Annotated in this window: 16 protein-coding genes; 11 read left to right on the top strand and 5 right to left on the bottom strand. The window is 69.4% G+C overall.

Annotated features, from left to right (window positions below):
• Positions 1–143: 143 nt before the first annotated feature.
• On the bottom strand, positions 144–545 hold the full coding sequence (locus G6O54_RS19715; protein WP_165227379.1) for a hypothetical protein: 402 nt from the start codon (positions 543–545) through the stop codon (positions 144–146).
• 127 nt (positions 546–672) lie between these two features.
• Positions 673–2,448, bottom strand: a complete 1,776-nt coding sequence (locus tag G6O54_RS19720; protein ID WP_205678927.1) for an alkaline phosphatase — start codon at positions 2,446–2,448, stop codon at positions 673–675.
• A gap of 373 nt (positions 2,449–2,821) precedes the next feature.
• Between G6O54_RS19720 and glgC the strand changes: the two genes are divergently transcribed.
• The 10 genes from glgC to G6O54_RS19765 all read left to right on the top strand — a co-directional run bounded on the left by glgC (position 2,822) and on the right by G6O54_RS19765 (position 11,754).
• Positions 2,822–4,054, top strand: a complete 1,233-nt coding sequence (gene glgC / locus G6O54_RS19725) for a glucose-1-phosphate adenylyltransferase (protein ID WP_165227380.1) — start codon at positions 2,822–2,824, stop codon at positions 4,052–4,054.
• A gap of 324 nt (positions 4,055–4,378) precedes the next feature.
• Positions 4,379–5,317 (top strand): ketopantoate reductase family protein, encoded by a 939-nt coding sequence (locus G6O54_RS19730; RefSeq protein WP_165227381.1) that lies wholly within the window; start codon positions 4,379–4,381, stop codon positions 5,315–5,317.
• A 155-nt stretch (positions 5,318–5,472) separates the two neighbouring features.
• Positions 5,473–6,039, top strand: coding sequence for a DUF1579 domain-containing protein (locus tag G6O54_RS19735; RefSeq protein ID WP_250846988.1), 567 nt, complete (start codon positions 5,473–5,475; stop codon positions 6,037–6,039).
• A 170-nt stretch (positions 6,040–6,209) separates the two neighbouring features.
• Positions 6,210–7,127 (top strand): DUF4097 family beta strand repeat-containing protein, encoded by a 918-nt coding sequence (locus G6O54_RS19740; RefSeq protein ID WP_165227383.1) that lies wholly within the window; start codon positions 6,210–6,212, stop codon positions 7,125–7,127.
• 258 nt (positions 7,128–7,385) lie between these two features.
• A complete protein-coding gene (locus G6O54_RS19745) occupies positions 7,386–8,552 on the top strand; it encodes a hypothetical protein (protein WP_165227384.1) in 1,167 nt (388 codons plus the stop codon).
• 218 nt (positions 8,553–8,770) lie between these two features.
• On the top strand, positions 8,771–9,205 hold the full coding sequence (locus tag G6O54_RS19750; protein ID WP_165227385.1) for a hypothetical protein: 435 nt from the start codon (positions 8,771–8,773) through the stop codon (positions 9,203–9,205).
• A gap of 208 nt (positions 9,206–9,413) precedes the next feature.
• Positions 9,414–9,545: a hypothetical protein gene (locus G6O54_RS38395; protein WP_256368994.1), complete on the top strand. Its 132-nt coding sequence runs from the start codon at positions 9,414–9,416 to the stop codon at positions 9,543–9,545.
• 25 nt (positions 9,546–9,570) lie between these two features.
• The gene (locus tag G6O54_RS19755) at positions 9,571–10,977 is read left to right on the top strand and encodes an APC family permease (RefSeq protein ID WP_165227386.1); all 1,407 of its coding nucleotides are present in this window, start codon (positions 9,571–9,573) and stop codon (positions 10,975–10,977) included.
• A gap of 213 nt (positions 10,978–11,190) precedes the next feature.
• Positions 11,191–11,469 carry a carboxymuconolactone decarboxylase family protein gene (locus G6O54_RS19760; RefSeq protein ID WP_165227387.1) on the top strand — a complete coding sequence of 93 codons (279 nt, stop codon included), beginning with the start codon at positions 11,191–11,193 and terminating at the stop codon, positions 11,467–11,469.
• A gap of 108 nt (positions 11,470–11,577) precedes the next feature.
• Positions 11,578–11,754 (top strand): carboxymuconolactone decarboxylase family protein, encoded by a 177-nt coding sequence (locus G6O54_RS19765; RefSeq protein ID WP_165227388.1) that lies wholly within the window; start codon positions 11,578–11,580, stop codon positions 11,752–11,754.
• 38 nt (positions 11,755–11,792) lie between these two features.
• Here the strand turns inward: G6O54_RS19765 and metX are convergent, their stop codons facing one another.
• Both metX and G6O54_RS19775 read right to left on the bottom strand, forming a co-directional pair.
• The gene (gene metX, locus G6O54_RS19770) at positions 11,793–12,980 is read right to left on the bottom strand and encodes a homoserine O-acetyltransferase MetX (RefSeq protein ID WP_165227389.1); all 1,188 of its coding nucleotides are present in this window, start codon (positions 12,978–12,980) and stop codon (positions 11,793–11,795) included.
• A 132-nt stretch (positions 12,981–13,112) separates the two neighbouring features.
• Positions 13,113–14,405, bottom strand: coding sequence for an O-acetylhomoserine aminocarboxypropyltransferase/cysteine synthase family protein (locus G6O54_RS19775; RefSeq protein WP_165227390.1), 1,293 nt, complete (start codon positions 14,403–14,405; stop codon positions 13,113–13,115).
• Positions 14,406–14,735: 330 nt separating this feature from the next.
• On the opposite strand from G6O54_RS19775, the gene G6O54_RS19780 reads away from it, so the two are divergent.
• Positions 14,736–15,797, top strand: a complete 1,062-nt coding sequence (locus G6O54_RS19780) for a hypothetical protein (protein WP_165227391.1) — start codon at positions 14,736–14,738, stop codon at positions 15,795–15,797.
• A gap of 39 nt (positions 15,798–15,836) precedes the next feature.
• Here the strand turns inward: G6O54_RS19780 and G6O54_RS19785 are convergent, their stop codons facing one another.
• Entirely contained in the window at positions 15,837–18,761 is a 2,925-nt protein-coding gene (locus G6O54_RS19785; RefSeq protein WP_165227392.1) for a PQQ-dependent sugar dehydrogenase, read from the bottom strand.
• Between the last annotated feature and the right edge of the window lie 77 nt (positions 18,762–18,838).

Raw genomic sequence — 18,838 nt, forward strand, 5'->3', positions numbered from 1 at the left:
AGCCGCGTCCGCGCGAAAAATTCCCGGATCCCTGAAACTCGCCGGCCTTTTTTCGGGATTGTACTGGGATAGAGGCTGCGCGAGTCCGCGCGCTCGATTCCCGGTCCCTCCACGCGGAGGCATCCATCAATGGCCGCACAGGCTCAGATCTCCGCCAACCGGCCGTACGCTGCCCGGTCGATCGAAGCCAGGCGGAGGGAAGGGGGACGATTCCGGGGGGCGGGGAGGTCCAGGCCGCGCGGGCTGGAGCGGCTGTTCGCGATCTTCCTCGCCGAGGCCGATCCGGACGCTGGCGGGTACGAGAAGGACCTCCTGACCCGGGCGGCCGAGGTCTGCTGGAGGATCGAGCAGGCCGAGAAGGCGGATGCGGAGACGTCCGCCCGACCGGACTTCCGGCTCAGGCTGGAGGCGATGAGCCGCGACCTGACGGAGATCCTCGGTGAGCTCCGCAGCCTCCGCAAGGGCCGGCAGGCGGGCGAGGACGAGTCGCCGAGGCCGCCGCAAATCGACGAGATCGCGCCATCGAAGCCAATTTCAGAGCTCAATCTATCCCTTGTACCACAAGGAGTTGTGTCGACGTCGCGGGAACAGCCTCGCGACGACCGAACCCAATCCGCCGTGGCCCCCGTCGTCGCCCCGGCGGAGGCGGCGACGGGACGGGCCGATCCCGGTTCAGTCCCCCTCGATGAGGGCCTTGGGGTCGTCGACGACCAGGTAGTGGCCGTGGTCGGAGGAGACCAGGACGGCGGAGTCGTCCCAGTTGCTGTGGGCCTCGACCCACTTGACGATGGCCTGGACGGCGGCCTCGCCGCTGTAGAGGGCTCCGATGGCGTTGTCCAGGTTGTTGGCGTGGAGGCCGAAGTCCACGTCGCCGGCCTCGACGAAGAGGATGAACGGCCGGTCGGGGTCGGCGGACAGGACGTCGATCGCCGACTCGGCCATGTTGACCAGCGTCGGCTGGGCCAGGATCTCGGTCGGCGAGTAGGCCTCGGCCGCCACCGGGACCCCCTTGCTGTTCAGGCTCGGCGCCGGGTCGAACCGGCCGTCGGCGGTCCGGTAGGGAAGATGGTCCAGGCCCTTCGCGCCGAAGAGGCCGAAGAGGCGGGCCTTCTTGCGGACGGCCTCGGCGGCGGCGGCCTTCAGCACCGCCTCGCCGCTGGTATTCGGCTCGGTGTGGACGCAGACGTACTTGCCGCCGTTGCGGACGTCGATCGCCGCGCGGTCGGCGTCGGTGATGAAGAGCGGGCCCTCGACGCCGTTCTTGCCCTGCATCTTCAGGCTCGAGGTCGTGGTCACGATCCCGTAGCCGGTCCCCATGACCACGTCCAGGCCCGGGTAGAGCTTGCCGCCGCGCGCCTGCTGGATGATCCCCGGCAGGCCGAGCATGCTGCGGGCGAGGTCCTGGTAGTCGTCCCGCTCCACGTTCTGGGCGTACATCCCCGCCGGCGAGGCGTGATTGAAGGGGACGCTCGTCACGGTGCCGGCCTTCCAGCCCCGCTCCTGGAGCTCGTGGAAGAGGGTGGGGACCAGCCGGCTGTCGTCCGCCACGTTGAGGCCGCTGTTGTACGACTTGACGCCGCTGACGAGCTCCGCGGCGCTCTGCGAGGAATCGGTGTAGGCGTGGAGGATCCGCTTGACGTCCAGGACGCCGGCCTTGTCGGCGTCGTTGGAGTTCTGCCCCTTGAAGTAGCCCGGCGCCTTGGGGCCGAGCGGCCCGAGCGTCCAGGGGTTGGGGCCGGCGATCTGGGCGTCGTAGCCCCCCGGCAGGCTCCTCGCGGGGATCGAGACCATCTGCCGGTCCACGTCCTGCACGCTGAAGTCGTGGGTCGGGCTGGTGACGACGTATCCGTACTGCGCGGAGCCCTCCGCCGCGTAGTCCTGGAAGAAGAGGCCCGCGCCCTTCCCCTCGTCATAGACCTTGCCCGACTTGACGATCGCCGCGGCCCGCGTCGTCGGCCAGTCCAGCCCGTCGAACCAGACGATGAACAGGTGCTTGACGCCGCGGCCGGCGGCATCACTCAGCACCCGGCGGAGGTCGCTCTGATCGGCGTAGTCGGCCGAGGGGTTGAGGGTGTTCTCGGGGAGACGGCCGAAGGTCTCCTTGATCCGCTCGGGGTCGCGATAGCGGCTGTTCGAGCCCATCACCGAGGAGACGTCGATCTTGCGCCCGAACGTGTAGACCGGGACCATGCGATTGCTGTGGCTGTGATGGTTCGAAAAGACGTCGCCGGGGCCCTGGGAGCCGAAGTGGTAGGCCCGGGGGAGCTTCTCCGCGGCGGAGGCGACGTAGCGGGCCTGGAGCTCCTTGATGCGATCCTTCACGGCCGGCGCGGGGGGCTCCTGGGCGCCGGCCCCGGCCCCGGCCGCGAGGGCCGCCACCAGGGAGAGGGCGCCGAAGGCTGCGCGGGGGGCCGCCCCCGATCGATCCGAATGAGGTTGAGCAGGCATGGAATTCGCTTTCGTGGTCCTTCGGTTTCGGAGTCTCGTCACGCCCCGCGATCGCCGACATCGGCGGGAGCCCGCGCCGGGAGGGGGCGCGGGCGGGGCCCTCATCGTCGCGATCGGATGCGAGGATCGGTCGAAGCTTTCGTGAAGAATCGGGCGCCCGCGTCGCGGGGCGAGGGGGCCGGTGCGTCCCTCGATTGTAAGGCCGCCGGCCCCCGGGGGCCAAGCCGGTTTCCCCGGGCGGCCCCCCGCTGGCTTCGGCCGCGTCGGTTGCACAGAATGGAAGGAGCCCCATCGCGGGCCGATGGCCCCTCGACGATCGAGGGGATCCGCCCGGCGGCGGCGGCGGCGGTCGGGCAGGGCGTGGAGGCGGGCGGTGTATCGGGATGTGCTGGCGATCGTCCTGGCGGGGGGGAAGGGGACGCGGCTCGACCCGCTCACGAGGGACCGCGCCAAGCCGGCGGTCCCCTTCGGCGGCCTCTACCGGATCATCGACTTCACCCTATCCAACTGCATCAACGCGGAGCTCCGCAAGGTCCTGGTCCTCACCCAGTACAAGGCATCCTCGCTGAACCGGCACATCGACCAGGGGTGGAAGTTCCTCTGCCGCGAGCTGGGAGAGTACGTCGAGGTCATCCCGCCCCAGCAGCGGCTCGCCGACACGTGGTACATGGGGACCGCCGACGCGATCTACCAGAACGTCTACACCATCGAGAAGGCCGCCCCGCGCGACACGATCATCCTGGCCGGCGATCACATCTACAAGATGAACTATGCTCGGATGATCGACTACCATCGCGACAACCGGGCCGACCTGACCGTGGCCTGCCTGCCGGTCCCGCGGGAGCAGGCCTCGGAGTTCGGGGTCCTGGCCGCCGACGCCGCCGGGCGGATCTCCGAGTTCGTGGAGAAGCCCGCCGAGCCCCCGCCCATGGCCGGCAGCCCGGGCCTGTCGCTCGCCTCGATGGGCATCTACGTCTTCAACACCGGCGTCATGTACGAGCAGCTCTTCCAGGACGCCGCCCGCAAGGAGGCCAGCCGCCACGACTTCGGCCGCGACATCATCCCCTCCATGCTCGAGGCCGGGATGCGGATCTTCGCCTACCCGTTCCGCGACGAGAACCGCAAGACGGCCGCCTACTGGCGCGACGTCGGCACCCTGGACGCATACTACCAGACGAGCATGGACCTGATCTCCATCGACCCGATCCTCAACCTCTACGACCGCGACTGGCCGATCCACACGTTCCAGCGCCCGTTCCCGCCGCCCAAGTTCGTCCACACCGACCCGGATCGCCGGGGCGCGGCGTTCAACTCGGTCGTCTGCCAGGGGTGCATCATCTCCGGCGGCCAGGTGTACCGGAGCATCCTCTCCCCCAACGTCCGCGTCAACAGCTTCGCCCTGGTGGAGGACTCCATCCTCCTGGACAACGTCGACGTCGGCCGACACGCCCGGATCCGCCGCGCGATCGTCGACAAGGACGTGAAGGTCCCCGCCGGATTCGAGATCGGCTGGAACCGCGACCTCGACCTGGCCCGTGGCTTCACCCTCACCGCCGACGGCATCACCGTCGTCGCCAAGGGGGAAGAGCTGGAGCGGTTCGCGTGAGGGACGGAAACGGGGGCATCTTCCCAAGTCGCGGGGGCGGCTCTTGACACTCCTTGCACACAAGCAGAGCCTCCGGGTGGCCGTGGTGGAACACCACGGGACCGCCGTGGCCTGGCAGCAAAGCCCGTCCGGCGCAACGGCTTGCCTTACCGTGGTGTCGCTGCGCGTCCACCACGGCCACCCCGCCGCAGCAATGTGCCAACAGTCAAACGCCCCAGGCCCTCGCTCTCAGCATTTCGGGACAGTGCCGAAACGTGGCATCGAGTCCACCGCGGCGAAACCGGATCGCGAGATCGGGTCACCCTCCAGAAACCGGAGCCACCCATGAGAATCCTCGTCGTCGGTGCCGGGGCGACCGGCGGATACTTCGGTGGGAGGCTGCTCGAGGCCGGGCGGGACGTCACGTTCCTGGTGCGGCCACGACGTGCGGAGGCGCTGGCGGCGACGGGGCTGGCCATCCGGAGCGGCCGCGGGGACGCGACCATCGAGAATCCGCCGACCGTCCTGGCGGCCGACCTCGAGTCCCGCGGGCCGTTCGACCTGGTACTCCTGAGCTGCAAGGCATATGACCTGGACGGGGCCATCGCCTCGTTCGCGCCGGCCGTCGGGCCGGGTTCGATCGTCCTGCCGATGCTCAACGGGATGAGGCATCTGGAGACACTCGACGCCCGGTTCGGGACCGAGAGGGTCCTGGGCGGGGCCTGTTTCATCTCGGCCGCGCTCGACGACGCCGGGCGGATCATCCACCGCAGCGACGTCCACGGCCTGGTCTACGGGGCCCGCCTGGAGGAGCAGGCCGCGGCCGTTCAGGCGGCCTCGACCGCCTTCCAGGGGGCGAACTTCAACCCCCGGGCGAGCGACGACATCCTCCTCGACATGTGGGAGAAATGGGTCTTCCTCGCCGCCCTGGCGGGGACCACCTGCCTCGTCCGCGCCTCGGTCGGGGACCTCGCCGCGGCGGGCGGATCCGACCTGGCGGTCGCCCTCCTGGACGAGTGCAACGCCATCGCCGTCGCCGTCGGACGGCCGCCCCGGCAGAAGCACCTCGATTGGGCACGCGGGATCCTCACGGACCGGGGATCGACGATGACCGCTTCCATGCTCGGCGACGTCGAGCGCGGCGCCCCCACGGAGGCGGACCACATCCTCGGCGACCTGATCCGACGCGCCCCCCGTCCGGCCGACGGCTCCCCAAGCCTCCTCCGGACCGCCTACCTCGCCCTCGGGGCCTACGAGGCGAGAAGGCGGCGCGAGCATCCCTGAAGCCCGAAGGGCCGACTCCCGACTCGAGCCGACGGGGCCGAAACGGCGCGGGCTGGGGACGAAATCGGTCGAAAATTTCTTGACAAAACCTGAACGTGCGCACATATTCCCTGTCGCGTCCCATCTCGACCATTTTCGGACCGAGGAGAATGACGATGAAGCCGGCAAAGTCCTTCGCCTGCCTGTGCGTCGCCGTGACCGCCCTGGCCTCGATCGCGAGGGCCGACGATCCTCCGTTCCCCAAGCCGACCGCCGAGCACAAGATCCTGGCGGCGGACGAGGGGACGTGGGATGCCACGATCAAGTCGTACGAGGCCGGGCCGGAGTCGGCCCCGACGGTCACCAAGGGGGTCGAGGTCAACACGGTGATCACCGGGGGCCTCTGGATCGTCTCGACGTTCAAGGGGGATTTCGCCGGGCTGGCCTTCGAGGGCCGCGGCCAGTACGGCTACGATCCGATCAAGAAGAAGTACGTCGGGACCTGGATCGATAGCATGAGCACGTCCGTCATCGTCCTGGAGGGGACGTACGACGCCGGGACGAAGACGCTCAGCTTCACGGGCGACGGCGTCTGCCCGGTCGACAACACGAAGATGGTGATGCGGATGGTGACCACCGCGAAGGACGAGGGTACACGCCACTTCGTCATGTACGCGACCGGTACGATCACCGGCGGCAAGGAGGCGAAGATGATGGAGGTCGAATACACGAAGCGGAAGTGATGGCGATGACGCCGGGCAACTCGCCGTGCGGCCTCCCGGGCCACGGGACGCCGCACGGCGAACCTCCCGATGCAGGGATCGCCTCGGGGCCAATATTGGGGCGACCGGTGCGAATTCCGGTCAGCGGGGCGGTCGCGGAGCTCGCAACGCCCCCCGCCTGGAGGCTGCCGATGATCCCGCCGAAGACCCCCCGGATGGCCCTGCTGCTGGTCCCATGCACGCTCCTCCTGTCGGCCGGCTGCGCCGCGATCATGACGAACATGGTCCGCGCCACGCTCGTCGAGGAGCGGTCGTTCCCGATCGCGGGGCAGGGGAGCCCCGCGGTGATCGCGGAGACCTTCAACGGCGGCATCAAGGTCGCCGCGATCCCCGGCCGCGAGGTCAAGGTGAAGGTGACGCGGATCGGCTGCGGCAGGGACCAGGCGGCCGCCGAGGGGGACATCGCCAACGTCCAGGTGGCCTACGCCCAGGAAGGAGACACGGTCCGCGTCGTGGCCACGCGGGCCGGCTCGAAGCTCGCCTGGTCGTCGGCGGCGGAGATCGAGCTCCAGGTCCCGACGGACACCGCGCTGACGCTGACCTCGCGGAACGGCCGGATCCACGCGCTCGGCGTCCACTCGCCGATCGTCGCTCATACAACCAACGGGGAGATCGACGTGCGAGCCGCCCGCGGGAAGCTCGACCTGGAAACGAGCAACGGGCGGATCGACGCCGAGGGGACCGACGCGGTCGTCGCGGCGACGACCTCCAACGGCGAGGTCCGCTTCGTCGGCAACCTGGCGACGGGGGAGCATTCGCTGAAGACGTCCAACGGACGCGTGGTCCTGGCCGTCCCCAGCTCCGCTCCCCTGCACGTCTCCGCCCGCACGTCCAACGGCCGGGTCACGAGCGAGCTCGCCGGCCTGGAAGTTCAAGATGGCAAGCCGGGGACCAATCACCTGGTCGGGCGGCTGGCCGGCACCCCGAAGGCGAGCATCGGCTCCGGGCCGATCGCCGAGGCCGAGGCCGCGATCAACGTCCGACTCGAGACCAGCAACGGCGAGATCTCGCTCCAGGCCGTCCCGGCCGCCGAGGCCACCCGGCCGTAGGCGAAGCACGCCCCCTAACGCGAGCCCGGCCGCCACCATGACGGACCGCCTCGAGGCCCCCGTAGTTGGCCCTCGCGAGGACCGCCCGCGAGGCGAGGATCTGGCACCCCCGAAGTCAAGACTTCGCCGCGAGTTACGGGAGGAGACAAGGCCGGCCCGACCGGCGTCGCCAATAATGGAAGCCGGGAGGCGAAGTCCCCTGGGGCGGCGTGCGCGCCGGCCTCTGCATCTTGATCGGCCACTGAAGGGAGGACGAGGATGATCACCGACGCGAGGAGTTTCCGCCGTCTCCGCCGGGCGGCGTGCATCGGGGCGCTCGGCCTGGCCGCCGCGTTCCCAGTCACGGCCCGAGCCCAGATGATCGACGACATCGACCCGAATGCGAAACGGGAGAGGGAGGCCGTGGAGAAACTCCTCCGGCTCGAGTCGATGCTGGAGCAAGACAAGAATCGGCAAGAGGTAAACCGTCAGTTCCGGGAACTTCTACGGGAGGAAGCGGCCCGGAAGGCCGATGACGGCCGCCAGAAGGCCGAGAAGGACCTCGACGAGGCCGCCACGCGGGCCGGCGACGCGGCCGAGAAGCTCAGGGACCAGGCCGGCGAGGCGTCCCGGGACGTCGGCGACATCCTCGAGCGGCACCTCAAGGAGCTGGGCGACAAGCTGTCCAGCGACCTCGGGCCGATCGCCCGCGAGGTCATGGAGAAGCTCGATAGGGCCGCCGGCGACGTCAGCAAGGCGCTCGACAAGGATGGAGTCCTGTCGAAGGACCTTCGCGAGGCCCTGGAGCGGACCCGGGACGAGCTCCGCGAGAGCTTCAAGGAGGGGGGCACGCTCGAGACCCGCTCTCGCGAGGCCGCCGAGAAGGCGAGCCGCGACGTGAAGGAGGCCGTCGAGAAGGCCCGGCAGGAATTGCACGGCGCGGTCGGCGATCATCTCGACCAGGCCCGGGACGACGTCCGCCGCGGGTTCCGCACGCCGGCTCCCGAGCGCAGGAAGGGCGACGCGCCGACGGCCGAGGCTCCGGCGACTCCGGCCCCGCCGGCGCCACCGGCCACCCCCGAACAGGACGTCGAGCAGGCCCGCCGCGAGGTCATGAAGCTCCAGCAGCAGCTCAACGAGGCCACCCGACGCCTCCGCGATTCGATGCAGCGCCGGAACGCCCGCGAGATGCGGCTGCCGCGCGGCCCTCGCCGCGGCCCGGACGGACGGCCCCTCCCGCCCGTGCCGCCCCGGCCGCCGGCCCCCGACTCGCCCCCTGCCGCCCGCGAGCGCCGCGAGCTCCCCGCCCCGCCGGACGCCCCTGGCAAGCAGCAACGCCTCCGCGAGCTCGAGGGGCAGGTGGACCAGCTCCTCAAGGAACTGAAGGACCTCAAGAGCAAGAAGGAGAAAGCGGACGACAAGGACGAGGACGACTCGTCGATCTGAGCCGGCACGTCCCGCCGGGGCGGAGCCTGGGACGTCTCGCCCCGGCGGGTCGGATATTTCGAGCACTTTTCCTGGAAGATCTTCTTGCGGCGGCCGATGGTCCTGAGGTATCTTCTCGCATCGGCGCCGAGGCGCCACCTTTTCTTGCTACCCAAGTCGTGGCCACGGTACGAGACCCGGTTCCTCTCAGATCTGCTCGTTCGGGCAATCGAGGCGTGATGAGGTCGTCGTCATCCGGCATGCCGATTCGGTTCCTGGCGGGGGCGTTCTTGATCGCCCTGGCCCAGGGGCTGCTCGCGCCGGAGGCCGCCGCGGGCTGCAATCACGCCGTGGGGTCCGGGACGCACGACCGCTTCCTGGCCTCCGTCGCCCGCTTCGACGACCTGATCACGGGGGGAACGCTCGCGGACAGCCAGGACATGGCCCCGCGCAAGCCCGCCCCGTGCTCGGGCCCCGGATGCTCCGGTCACGTCCCGCCGCTTTCCGGGTCCACGACCGTCATCGCCCCCCCGACGCTCGATCACTGGGGCGTCCTCCAATCCCAGGCTCGCTCCTCTTCCGCTTCGCACCGGAGCGAATTTTCGGAAGCAGCCTGGCCTCTCCCCGCCATCCTCTCCTCGGGGATCTTCCATCCTCCTCGATTCCTCGCCTGAACGATTCGCCTCTCCCGATCGTAGGAAGCCTGTGCGTCCGGCCGCTGATGGCAGGACGCGCCTGAATGCGTGTGGGTCCGTCCTCCAGGGCCAGGCATGATCCTGGCGGTTGTGACGTCCCCCGACATGGCTCGCGATCGGCAGGCCCTGCAACCCCCATGCGTTCAAGGCAAGTTTCCCGCATTGCGTGACAGAGGAGCTCGTACTCATGCTTTCTCCCACCACCATCCTTCGCCCCACCGACGCCCCTCCCTCGATGGCGGAGGAGAGCCTCGCCCGCCTCGGCAGCCTGGGCGTCATCGCCGCGGGCATGATGGCCCTGCTGGTCTTCGCCCTCTGAGGCCGTTTCCAGGCGAGATCGGCGCATGGCGAATCTCTCGATTGATCCGGGGGCTGAGGTGTCAGTCCCCGGTTCTGCGTCCGGAGCCGCGTCCACGCTGACGCGGCAGCTCGGCCTGGCCACCACCACGGCCGTGATCGTGGCCGAGGTCATCGGCGTGGGCATCTTCCTGACCACCGCCGGGATGGTGAAGTCGCTGGGCTCGCCGTTCTGGATCCTGGCGGTCTGGCTCGCCACGGGCGCCGCCGCGATCGGTGGCGCCCTCTCGTTCGGCGGCCTGGCGGCCCGGATGCCCCAGGCGGGGGGGCTCTACGTCTACCTGAAGGAGACTTACGGGCCCCGGATGGCCTTCCTCTACGGCTGGCTGTCGATGCTGGTGACCGACCCGGGGATCACCGCCTCGGTGGCCGTGGGCCTGGCCAGCTCCATCGGCGACGTCGTGCCGCTCTCCGATCTCGAGCGCGCGGGGGTCGCCGTCGCCGCGATCCTCGCCCTCGCGACCGTGAACATCGTCGGCCTGCGGCTCGGCTCCCAGGTGGTGAAGGCCCTGGCGGCGATCAAGATCGTCCTGCTCGGCTTCCTGATCCTCTGGGGGCTGGGAGCCGGCCGCGGGGACTGGTCGCACTTCTCCCCCTTCGTGGAACAGCGGCCCGGCTCGAAGCCGCTGGTCGGTGCGCTCATCGGCGGGATGATCGCGGCGTTCTTCTCGCTGGGGGGCTGGTGGGACGTGAGCAAGATCGCCGGCGAGGTCCGCGACCCCAGGCGGACGCTCCCCCGCGCCATGATCCTGGGCGTGGGTATCGTCACGCTGGCGTACCTCGTGATCGGCATGATGTTCCTCTACCTTGTGCCGCCGGAGCGGATCGACGACCGCAAGATGTTCGTCTCCCAGGCGGGCGAGGTCCTCTTCGGCCGCGCCGGGGGCGTGGTCCTGTCGCTGATCGTGGTGATCGCGGTGCTCGGCAGCCTGGCCGCGCTCCTGATGGCCATGCCCCGCGTCTACTACGCGATGGCGAGCGACGGCCTCTTCTTCCGAGGCGTGGCCGCGATCCATCCCCGGTTCGGGACCCCCGCGCGGGCCACGAGCATCCAGGCGGCGCTGGCGTGCGTGCTGGCGGTGGGCGTGGGGGACTTCGACGCCCTGCTCGGCTACTTCGTCGTCCCCACGGTCCTCTTCCTGGGCCTGGCGGTCGCCGCCGTCTTCGTCCTCCGCCGCCGCGAGGGGGCCGAAGCCCTGGCGGTCCCCTGGTTCCCCCTGCCGCCGATCCTCTTCCTGGTGCCCACCACGGCGCTCATGGTACTCCTCGCCGGGGACAATCCCCGCCACACGGGGATCGGCCTGGGCGTGGTGCTGCTGGGGATCCCCGCGTACGAGATCTTCTTCGCCCGCCGGCGGCGGAAGGCCGCCGGACTCGACGACATTCTGAACTAATGCTCTGTCACAGCTTGATTTTCGGGCTGGCAGCAGGACAGGCAGGAATGCCTGTCCTCCGAAATCTCCGACACACCCGGCTTCAAACCCGGGGGGACAGACATTCCTGTCTGTCCTGCAAGCCGAATTCTGAGCGTCGACAGAGCTCTAGATCCACGGACGCTCATTCTTTCGTCGATAAAAGTCCTTCATCCCTTGCCGGGAGGTATTCCGATGCCCTGGATCCGCACGGTCTCGCCCGAGGACGACCCGCGGGTTGGCGACGCGATGGGCCGCCAGCGGGTGCTCTACCCCGCCGAGTACGCCGAGCCCGTGCACGAGCTCGACGAGGGCCTGCCCGGGATCGTCGCCTCGCACACGCTGATCCCCGAGGCCCTCTACCACGCGTTCGCCACCTTCGGGGCGCTGATGTCCCCCTCGCTGCCGCTGGCGCGCAGGCAGCACGAGATGATCGCCACGATGGTCTCGCTGACCAACGCGTGCCACTACTGAATCGTCTCGCACGCAGAGTTTCTGCGTCGGGTCACGCTGGACGAGGGCCTGGTCCGGGCCCTCGAGGAAGACTACCGGACGGCGCCCATCACCGAGGCCGAGAAGGTCATGGTGGAGTACGTCGTCAAGCTGACGAAGGACGCGACGAAGGTCTCGCCCGCCGACCACGAGCGGCTCGCCGCCGCCGGCTTCGACGACACGGCGAGGCTCCAGATCACCCTCATCGCGGCCTGGTTCAATTACATCAACCGCGTGGCCGATTCGCTGGGCATCGGCCGGGAATGACGCGCGAAGGAGGATACCGTCGCGGCCTCGGCCGACGTTCAGCTCGACGGGAACGTCGTCGCCGGGGTCCGCGTGTCCTCGAGCAACTGGTGGATGTGGGGCGCGAAGGACCGGGGCTCCAGGAGGAAGGCGTCGTGGCCCTTCTCCGAGTGCACGGTGATCCACATCACGGGGACGCCGGCCCGCTTGAGCAGGCGGACGAGCCTGGCCTGGTCGCGGGGCGGGAACGAGAGGTCGGAGTCGATGCTGAAGACCAGGAACTCCTGGTGCCGGCAGCGTGAGAAGAGGTCCTTGAAGCTGGTCGCGCCGGCCTCGTCCACGAGGTTGAACCACTGCCAGGCATCCAGGATCCGCAGGTAGCTATTGGCGTCGAACCGGCGGACGAACTTCTTGCCCTGGTGGAGCATGTAGGACTCGACGGGGTGGTTCATCTCGTACCAGCCGTACGGCGGCTTGGTGGAGACCAGCTCGGTCCGGGCCCGCTCGCGGAGCGTGTCCAGCGAGACGAACGTCTTGTGGGCGATCCGGCGGGCCAGCGCCAGCCCCAGGTCCGGCCGCGCGCCGTCGTAGTAGTCGCCGCCGCGGAAGTTCGGGTCGGCCTCGATCGCGTTCACCTGCTCGAAGTTGATGATCCGTTGATAGATCGAGGTCTCGACTCCGGTGCCGATCGGCAGGACGATCCGCACCCGGTCCGGGTAGCGGGCGGCCGTCAGCAGGCCGAGGAACCCGCCGATCGACGCGCCGACCACGGCGTGCAGCCTGGAGACGCCCAGGTGGTCCAGCAGCTTGATCTGCGAGTCGACGATGTCGCTCATCCGGAGGACCGGGAACGACGGCCCCCACGGCCTGCCCGTGGCCGGGTCGATCGACGCCGGGCCGGTCGAGCCGTAGCATCCCCCCAGGTAGTTGGCGCAGAGGACGCAGAAACGGTCCGTGTCGAGCGCCTTGCCGGGGCCGATGAAGCCGTCCCACCAGCCCTCGTGGTTCTCCTCGGTCCAGCGACCGTCCAGGCCGGGCACCTCCGGGTTGAAGCCGGCGGCGTGCTGGTTGCCGGTCATCGCGTGGTAGAGGAGGATCACATTCGATCGGTCGGCGTTCATCGTGCCGTACATCTCGTACGCCAGGGTGAACGCCGGCAACGGAGCTCCGACCCTCAGGACGAGGGGATGGGCCGGGTCGTTGTACTCGAAGAACCGCGTCCGCGTCTCGCCGATGGTATCGCTCATGAATCCGGGAAGCCTGGGGATCGGCCGATCGTTGAGGAGATCCGCCCCGCGTCGCGCCGCCGGATGGGTCCGGCGAGGCGCCGCGGGGCGGAGGGGGGCAGGGGGGTTGAGTGCGCCTGGCCTCGCGCCGCCTCAGGCCGAGGCCGAGGCCTTCAGCGCCTGGTCGAGGTCCGCGCGGATGTCGTCGATGTGCTCGATGCCGACGCTCAGGCGGACGAGCTCCGGCGTGATGCCCCCCTCGCGCTGCTGCTGCTCCTCGAGTTGCGAGTGGGTGGTGGTCGCCGGGTGGATGGCCAGGCTCTTGGCGTCGCCCACGTTGGCCAGGTGGGAGAAGAGCTTCAGCGAGTCGATGAACTTCGATCCCGCCGCCGCGCCCCCCTTGATGCCGAAGACGACCATGGAGCCCCCCTTGCCGCGGAGGTACTTCCGGTTGAGGTCGTACATCGGGTCGCCTTCCAGGCCGGGGTATCGCACCCACTCGACGCCCGCGTGGGTCTTGAGGAACTTCGCCACGGCCAGCGAGTTCTCGCAGTGGCGGTCCATCCGCAGCGGCAGGGTCTCGATCCCCTGGAGGAACATCCAGGCGTTATCGGGGGCGATGCACGCCCCGAGGTTCCGGAGCGGGACGGTCCGCATCCGCAGGATGAAGGCGAGCGGTCGGAGCACGTCGGGGAGGTCGATGCCCCAGCGGAGGCCGTGGTAGCTCTCGTCGGGGGTCGTGTAGAGCGGATGCTTGCCGGCCGCCCAGGCGAACTTGCCGCTGTCGACGACCACGCCGCCGATCCCCGTGCCGTGGCCGCCGAACCACTTGGTCAGCGAGTGCACCACGATGTCCGCCCCGTGATCGAGCGGCCGGGTCAGGTACGGCGTGGAGAAGGTGGAGTCGACGATCAGGGGGAGCCCGTGCTCGTGTGCGATCTTCGCGACCGCTTCCAGGTCCGTGACGTCGGAGGCGGGGTTGGAGACCGTCTCGCAGTAGAGGGCTCGGGTCTTGTCGTTGATCGCGGCGGCGAAGTTCTTCGGCTCGTTGGAATCCACGAACGTGGTCGTGATGCCGAGCGAGGGGAGGATGTCCTTGAACTGGGTGTACGTCCCGCCGTAGAGATTCCGGGCCGAGACGATGTTATCCCCCGCCTGGGCGACGTTGATGATCGAGTAGAAGATCCCGCTCGTGCCCGAGGCCACGGCGAGGCCGCCGAGCTCCGGGGCCCCTTCCAGGAGGGCGACTCGCTTCTCCAGCACATCCGTGGTCGGGTTCATGAGCCGGGTATAGATGTTCCCCAGCTCGCGAAGGGCGAACAGGTTGGCCGCATGCTCCGCGTTCTTGAAGACGTACGAGCTGGTCCGATAGACGGGCACGCCCCGGGAGAGCGTGGTGGGGTCCGGCTGGGTGCCGCCGTGGAGGCAGAGGGTCTCGAGCTTCATGATGCCGCCGTCAAGGTGAATGGAGGGAGAGTCGTCCTACCGCCGGCGGGCTCCGCCGGGCTTAGCCAGGACCTTGAATTAGAGCCAATCCGCCCGCCCGATGCCAGTGCGGATCCCTCCGCCCCGGGGGGGGACGCGGCGACGCCTCGATTCGGGTCGTTTTTTTCCCGGGACCACCGGGTTCGACTGAAATCGTCGCCCGTTCCGATCGATACATTGGTTATCACTCGCCCGGCGGCCGCACCCACGGTTCATCAGTTCACAATGAGCAAGAACCCGAGGAGCCGGAGGGCTCCCGATCCCTCGACGAATGAGGATGGAGTTCCTGTCGTGCCCAGATCGAGCCGTCCGCACACCGCAGGCCGCCGCCGGACGCGCGGCCTCGCGGGACTCCTCTTAGCCTCCGCCTTCATCCTGACCTCGATCGCGGGCATCGCCTCCGCCCAGGAGCCCACCGCGGCCACGGAGCCGGTCGCGCCGGAGTATTTCGCCGGCCGCGGCGAGGTCCCCGATGCGCCCCGCGTCGAGATGAGCTTCCTGGACGCGGCCCTCGAATCCCTCTTCGGCGACGTCTACGCACCGGGCCGATGGCGGCCCCTGTCGCTGGGCACGTTCTTCTCCGAGGGCTGGAACGAGGCATGGGCCGGCGGCCCGGCGGGCCGGAACGGGACGACGCCCCGCCACGGCTGGCTCGGCGCCTTCGACGGCGTCTTCTACCGACTCTGGTTCACGAACTTTACATATAATCACCATCTGAATACCTCGTACCGGGGCGATGGCTACTTCGGGGATTACGTGCTCTTCCTCCCCTTCAGCCGCCGCTTCGAAGTCGCCTTCGACGTCCCGTTCGTCGCCGCCAACGGGACGAGCAGCCCGTTCCAGGGCTATACCCGCAACTTCGGCGACTTCACGGTGATCCCGCGGTTCCTCCTGAGCGAGAGCGAGGCGACCACCCAGACCTTCGCCTTCTTCGTGCGAACTCCGACCGGTTCCGCCCTCAACGGCAACCACGTCATGTCGCTGAGCCCGCGGTATGAGTTCTGGACCAACCCCGGCGGCTCCTGGGTGGTCCGCGGCGGCGCCGGGCCGGTGATCCCGCTGAACCAGCACGAGAACCCCGGCGGCCCTCAGACGTCGTTCACCGGCGACCTCGCCGTCGGCCGGTACTTCCGGCCCCACGACGTCCCCTTCGGCGACCTGGTCTTCTACGTCGCCGGCAACTTCAACGTCCCGATGCAGGGCACGAGCAAGACCACCTACGCGGGCATTGGCCCCGGCACCCGATTCCATATTATGAACAACTATTTCTTTATGAATTTCTGGGAGTTCCCCGTCACCGCCGCGCACCCGGAGGACTTCAACATGCAGACGGCGATCCTCAAGGTCTTCTGACGGCACGCATCCCGGCCGCCCGGCACGACACGGCCGCTCTCATCTCAGGGACGAGAGGTACGCGAGCAGGTCGGCCGCCTCCTGGGCCGACAGGCCGGAGAGCTGCCCCTCGGGCATCAATGAGGCCCGCGAGGGGCGCAGCTCCTCGACGTCCGCGGCCTCGATCGAGATCTCCTTCCCCAGCGGATCTCGGAGCACCAGCCGACTCGCGTCACGACGGACCAGGATCCCCGTCAGGGCGTGCCCCTGACGCGTCGCGACCGAGTAGGCGGCATAGAGCGGCTCGATCCGCCGCGAGGGCTCCAGCAGGCTCTCCAGCAGGTCCCCGCGCGATCGGGCCTTGCCGATGGCCGACAGGTCCGGCCCGACCGCCGTGCCGCGATCCCCGACCCGGTGGCACTCCCCGCACTTCACCCCGGCGGACCAGAAGAGCGACGCCCCGCGCCCGACGTCCCCCTCCAGCGCCAGGATCGTCCTGGGGCGTGGATTCGGGCCCAACCGCGGCTTCCCGTCCGACGGCAGGAAGCCCTCGAAGAGATCCCGGATCGCCCCCTGCGGGAGCCTCGTCGCGGCGGCCAGGGCCTCGGCCCTGGCGGTCCCCTGGATCTCTCCCCGGCCGAGCTTCCGCGCCAGGACTTGCGCGGACCTCGGGCTGGAGGGTGACGCCTCGGGCACGACGACGGGCCCGGTCGCCTGCTTGCCGCTGAGCCCGGCGATCCAGCGCCCGATCAGCGCCAGCCCGGCCTCGTCGGGCCGCTCGGCGCCGAGGTGGGGCATCCGGTCGCGGCCGAACTTGGCCATCCGGAAGTAGAGGGTGCTGGAATACGGATCGCCCGGCCTGACGATCCGGGCATCCGGCAGTCCGAAATCGCCGCGGGTGGGCCGCACGTCCAGGGCATGCATCTCCGGGAGCGGCGTGGGATACTTCAACCGCAGGGGGACCGAGCTGCCGCCGTGGTCGCAATGGCAATGGCCGCAGTTGGCGTGGAGGTAAGCGAGGGCGCGGGCCTCGAGCGGCTCCCGCTCGTCGGCCGGGTCGGCGAGCCGCGGCTCCTTCCCCGCCGAGGCGGCATCGAAGGGCGGCAGGGGCTTCGTCTCCTCGTCGACCCGTCGGACGAATCCCGACTCGGTCATCGCCACGAGCTGGTTCCGGCCGTCCGGCCCCGGCCGGTTCAACTGCTCCGGCAGGAACGCGAGCGTGTAGTCCGTCTGGTTGTTGTGGCACGACATGCACTGGCCACGGCCCGGGAACGTCCAGGTCCGCCGCCGCCCGCCGTCGGGGACCTCCTTCTCGCCCCCCTCGGCGGGGACGAGGTCGGCATCGGTCTGGTCGTCGCGCCACGCATAGGAGTAGGCACGCCAGTCGCCGCCGTCGAAGTGGAGCATCTGCGTCTCCACCCGCCGGCCCGCCACCGAGATCGTCCGCGTCAGCACCGCGTCCTTCGGGAAGTGGAGGCGATAGGGATGCAGGCTGACCTGCCCCGCGCCGGGGATCGGCCGCGGGGTCGGGAAGAGGGTCGCGGGGGAGAGGCCCGGGAACGCCGCCCAGTGTTCCTCGGTCGCCCCGTCCTGCCACTGGCGGCTGTTCACGACGAAGGGGACCACGCCCTCCGCCGGCCGATGGTCCTTCACGGAGGCGAAGAGCCCGGTTTGCGAGAGCGCGGTCGGGAACAGCGCGTTCCGTGCCGACTCATGCTCACGCTCCAGCGCGTGGATCGTTCCTCCGTCGTAGTCGAGGATCAGGATCTCGCCGTCGCGTTCCTCGCCGAAGGCGACGATCCGGATCGACGGCCGGGCGATCTCCGGCATCTCTCGGACGCGATCCCCTTCGAACCGCGCGGCCCAGAGGCGGCGGGTCTCCCAGTCGCCGAAGACGTACGCGCCGACCAGCTCCGGGAACGCCTTGCCCCGGTAGACGACCCCGCCGGTGATGCTGCAGGCGACCGCGTGCGAGAGCTCGACGAGCGGCGGCTGGATCGGCGTCGGGCCGACCTGGTCCGACCGGATGAGCTGCGGGCCCTCGCGCGCCGACCATCCGTAATTGCCCCCTTTCTGGACGCGATGGATCATCTCCCAGAGTTCCCAACCCACGTCCCCCGCGAACAGCTCGCCGGTCCCGCGGTCGAAGCTCATCCGCCAGGGATTGCGGAAGCCATACGCCCAGACCTCGCCGCGGGCGCCCTCCATGGAGACGAAGGGGTTGTCCTTCGGGATGGCGTACGCCTTCCCCTCGTCCTTCCGATCCACGTCGATGCGAAGGATCGAGGAGAGCAGGTCCGAGATGTCCTGCCCGGTGTTGAGGGCATCCGGCGGGTTGGGGTTGGTCGCATCGCCCGTGGAGATGTAGAGCTTCCCGTCGGGGCCGAAGTGGAGGTCGCCGCCGTTGTGCCCCCCTTGCAGGAACGTGAGCAGGATCTCCTCGCTCGCCGGGTCGATCCGCGGCGGGTCTGTCGAGGTCACGCGGAACCGGGAGACCCGCGTGCCGTCCTTCAGGTTCGGATTCGCCGGGTCGGCCGCCCGCAGGGTGTAGCAGACGAAGCACTCGCGGTTCCGCGCGAAGTCGGGATGGAAGGCCAGCCCGTAGACCGCCTCGACCTCCTTCGCCCCCGCCAGTTGCGAGACCGTCCGGATCTCCGCGGGCAGGTCCAGGAACCGCTCCGCCTTCCCATCGGGCCGGGCCCGGAACGAATAGAGCCGCCCGGCCTGCTCGCCGACCACCATGCGATCGCTCCCCGGCATACGGACGATCAGCAGGGGATGATCGAACTTCAGGCTCGGGAATGCCCTCACCAGCCGGAACGGCGGCGGCGGCTCCGGCGAGCCCGTCACGCGCGAGGTCGTCCACGCGGGCCGCGCCGGCGCCTTCCCATCGTCCGCGGCCTGCAAGGCCGCCATCCCGGCCACCACCGCCGGCGCAAGCGTCACGAGAAACCGGCGCAGGCCGGCGAGGGGGGTGGACGGCACGGCGATCTCCCCAAATTCAGGACATGCACCGCGGGCAGGGAAATGCCTCACGGAGAGGATGCAAAGGGGCTCATTGT

The sequence above is a fragment of the Aquisphaera insulae genome, assembly GCF_011064615.1.
Lineage (GTDB): Bacteria > Planctomycetota > Planctomycetia > Isosphaerales > Isosphaeraceae > Aquisphaera > Aquisphaera insulae.